Source organism: Protofrankia sp. Cj3 (assembly GCF_917627355.1).
GTDB lineage: Bacteria > Actinomycetota > Actinomycetes > Frankiales > Frankiaceae > Protofrankia.
Window position 1 is genome coordinate 1 of the sequence record NZ_CAKJTR010000187.1, and the last position, 3,997, is coordinate 3,997.

A 3,997-nucleotide genomic window follows, 5' to 3' on the forward strand; every position below is an offset into this window, starting at 1 on the left:
GCGAAACACCAGCCGGCGTCCGCGGGAGCCGCCCGCCGCGTCCTGGTCAGCGGCTTTCCGGTCGCCGGGCGGAGCGGGCCGCGGATGTCGCGGGTCCGCGGCGCCCACCACCCGCGGGCCGGTCCCGGCAACCGCGATCGGCGCGGCGACACGCCAGCGGGCCAGCCGCACGATCGGGGAACCCAGATCACGCACAGCGACGAGTCCAGCACGCAGCTCATCGTGTCCGGACGCCGCGGCCGCCGCAAGATGAACATGAGCATCGGTGACCCCCGGCCCGATCCAGGCGCAGTCGATCACACGCAGGCCACCCGGCAGCACCACCGTGTCCCGAGGCCCGATCGCGGCCACCCGGCCGTCCATGCCGATCACGACCACACCCTCGAAGGGGAGGTCCGCGATGCCGTCCCAGACCCGGCCGCACAGCGCTACACCCCGCCCGAGCTCCTCACGGACGCGGCCCCGGCCCGTCACAACCCGGCGCGCCGCCCGCAACGGCATGACGACAACGGCGGGCAGACAGCCCGAAGGCGCCTCCTCGTGCCTCACCACGGCCCGCTCAGCATCACGCGCGCAACCAGATCATGAACACGGCCGGGAACAGCGGATCAGACGGCACTGCTCATCCACACCACGATGTCGAGGATGCGCAGCGGGGTCAGGGGCGGTCCGCTGTCAGGGACGAGGGCGGACAACCGCCGGAACTCGTCGGCGTTCTCCCGCAGGTCGTACTGCATCGCCCTGACCAGCAGCTGCATGTACTCACGCCAGGACCGGCCGTCCCGCGGCGCCGGCGGGATGCAGCGCTCATGCTGGTAGAAGATCCTGACCTTCGAGTCGAACAGCGGCACCAGCCCGGCCCGCTTGCGGTGCAGGACCTTGGCGATCAGCGAGCCCTTGACGTCCCGGTCGAAGACGTCGGGATCGTCAAGCGGGTCGTACAGGGCCGCAACAAGATCAAGAGTGACTTCGTCGGCCTCGATCAGCTCGATCCCCGGCGGCAGCTTGTCCAGCGCGCGTTGCAGCAACGGCATCAACGCGGTCAGCGTGTGCATCCGGTCGACATCCACCTGGACACCGAGCAGGCAGGCGGCGAGGAGATCGCCCGTGCACAGCAGATCGGAGTCACCGTTCGTGGTGAGCCCATCATAGTAAGGGTAGGCATAACGCAGGCCTCGCTTGCGCGGACCGAGGTACTCCTCAAGCAGGCTCTCCGCGTCGAAGACCTCCCGGGTGCCCATCGCCAGCTTCACCGCAGGGGCTCCTCAAGTCGTCTCGTCGTGTCGTTGGTGACGGCCGGCGTTGGCCGCCGGGCACCGCAACCTTCATATCGCCCGGCGCCAGCCGTAACGCCCGTCCTCCGAGCATCCTCCTCTGTGACTGTCACGACATGGCAGCGGCCCAGCTCAGGCCACCGGCCGCGCGCGCATGACCCGCGGCACGCGGTCGGCAGCCTATCCATCAATATGATCTTTTGAGACCGACAGGGGCAACGAGGACGATCGGGTCAACCGAACCCTAAAAGATCGCCTTTCGCTCGGCAACCATGGTCAGTCACAACCAGGGTCAGTCGATGGACTCGGCGGTGACCCGGCCGGACTTCACGGCCTCGACGAGCGCGGCGTGGTCGCGCTCGTTCTGGTTGGCGTACGCTTCGGCGAACTCGGCAAGAGCCCGGTCGAACACGTCGCTGTTGCCAAGGTAGGAGGCGATGGCGATGCGGTCCCCGGACCTGGCATGCGCGCGAGCCAGCGTCGCACCGCACAGGGCCGCGAACGACCGCATGTTCGCCGGGGGCATCTCGTCAACCGGCGCGATGCCCTTCCAGTCATACAGCTGGCGGACGTAGAAATCCCGCTGCCGGCCGTCCGGACCGGTCGCCCGGTGCCAACCGAGAAAAATGTCGCTGGCCGCCTGCATCAGCCGCTGCCCGGAAACAACGCGCTCGCCCTGGTTGGCGTACTCACTCGCCGGCAGATAGTCGGCGAGCACCGAGACGTCCGCCTCCTTCACCTGAAGAAAAAGCGGGTCCTGGTCATCGCGGCCGAGCATCAGGACGATCCAGCAACGGGTACCGACGCTGCCAACCCCGACGACCTTGCGGGCGACATCAACAAGATGGTATTGACTGAGCAGGACGCGACGGTCCGGTGACAGGGACACCCGGTACTGTCCAATCACCTCCGCCAGTTGTTCCGCGATTGCGTCACCCTCGACCCCGGGAAACAGGTCGGCGATCGGTACCAGCAACGGCGGGTCCGCCGCAATCCGGCGCTCACCATCACGGATCGTGGTCAGCTTCTCGAAGGCCCGCAGGCTGTCACGGCGCCGCGCCGCGCCCACCGTCCGCTCCACCCGCTTGCGCCGGGCCTTCGTGAGCCGATCCAGATACTCGGCCTCGAGCCGCTCGACGTCGACACGGGTGTACCAGACGGCGAGGTTGCCCATAGCCGCGAACCGGTGCATCCACTCCCGGTAGAAACGGACCATGGTTGTCACCACCGACCGGCTTTCGGCCCGGCTGAACCCGTTGTGCCGGCCCGCGATGACAAGGCTTGCCGCCAGCCGCTTGACGTCCCATTCCCAGGGGCCGGGCAGCGTCTCGTCAAAGTCGTTGATATCGAACATCAGGCGTCGCTCGGGTGACGCGAGAAGGCGGAAGTTCACCAGATGGGCATCACCGCAGAGCTGCACGGTTATCCCGGTCCGCGGTGTCCTGGAAAGGTCACCGGCCATGATGGCCGCCGCGCCCCGGTAGAACCGGAACGGCGACTCCATCATCCGGCCGTACCGGATCGGCACGAGTTCGGGCAGGCGGGTGGACGACTGTCGCTCGATCACGTCGATCGGGTCGGGTCGCCGTGATGACGGGGAGAACTCGGCATGGCTGGAGCGGGAAGCCGTGGCCCGCGCCGCCCGCCCGCGGGCGGCGCGGGCGTCCGGAGTCGCGAAACGACCGCCGACGTGCAGGGCACGGCGCCCGTTCGCGGATGGGGCAGGTTCTGTCAACGTGTTCATCGAGATCCTCTCCACGGGATGTCGGTCGCGGACAGAACCTGCCCCCGCGTCCTCATGACCAACCCGCCGGCAGCGCTGCCGGAGAGCTGATCGGCGCCGGCGGGCTGATCAGCGCCGCAGGAGAACCCCGTTCGGGCGGCTGGCCGTGAGGGTGACAGTGCCCGACCAGGTCAGGGAGCCGCCCGCCGGCATCATGTCGACGCCCAGCATGAACGCCCGGTCCACCCCGGTCACCGTGATCGTTGACCCGAGGTCGAGCACGCCGGTCCGCACTCGCGCCACTTCGATCGCCGCCACGTCGGCAAGGCGTGTCCCCGCGGGCAGTTCAACCGCGGTGGCCACGGCGCCGTCCCGGCGCAGCGACCAGCCCGTGATGAAATGGTCTGATCGGTAGAGGACTCCGGGGTTCTCCCGCAGCCGGACACCCACGGCCGCGCCGACCCAGCCGAGACCAGGGCCGGCCAGTCCTGTGGTGGTCTTACGGATCACGATGTACAGGTAGTTACGCGGGTCCGACAGCGCGGGCGTGTCCGGCGACGCCACCGGTTCGATCTTTCCCTCCCGCCGTACCTCGGCGGCACAGACCTGATAGGTCCAGGGAAAAGCGTCCATCATCCGCTCCCGGGCCTGCCCCGGCACGGGTTCGCGGTCGGCGGCGAGCAGAAACCGCATACCGGCATCGACAACCACGTCGCACACCATGTTGTTGGTCGTACACGTCTGGAGCAGCGGATGCCCATGCTCGAAACGCCCGCGGAAAGGCAATGCCACGTGGCCCGGTCCCTGGTAAAAGGCGCTCCCCGGCACCGTGGACCCGCTTGCGTCGACCTCGACCCGGTAGACCCACTCGATGTCGGTCAACCGTCCCCAGAGCGCCTGCTGCGACGCGGCGTCGGCACCGTTGCCGCCGTCCTCGTTGCTCCACATGACGCTGTACTCCAGCACGGTGTGACCAGGCTCTACGGGCACAGCTCCGGCT

2 protein-coding genes and 2 pseudogenes are annotated in these 3,997 nt (G+C 68.4%); all 4 read right to left on the reverse strand.

Going from position 1 to position 3,997, the window contains the following annotated elements; all coding sequences use genetic code 11:
* A pseudogene (locus MJ783_RS19390) lies at positions 1–549 on the reverse strand (hypothetical protein); the annotation flags it as partial.
* A gap of 59 nt (positions 550–608) precedes the next feature.
* Positions 609–1,253: a DUF6308 family protein gene (locus MJ783_RS19395; protein ID WP_239312355.1), complete on the reverse strand. Its 645-nt coding sequence runs from the start codon at positions 1,251–1,253 to the stop codon at positions 609–611.
* 313 nt (positions 1,254–1,566) lie between these two features.
* Positions 1,567–3,018, reverse strand: coding sequence for a DUF2252 domain-containing protein (locus tag MJ783_RS19400; RefSeq protein ID WP_239312357.1), 1,452 nt, complete (start codon positions 3,016–3,018; stop codon positions 1,567–1,569).
* A 108-nt stretch (positions 3,019–3,126) separates the two neighbouring features.
* A pseudogene (locus tag MJ783_RS19405) lies at positions 3,127–3,997 on the reverse strand (hypothetical protein); the annotation flags it as partial.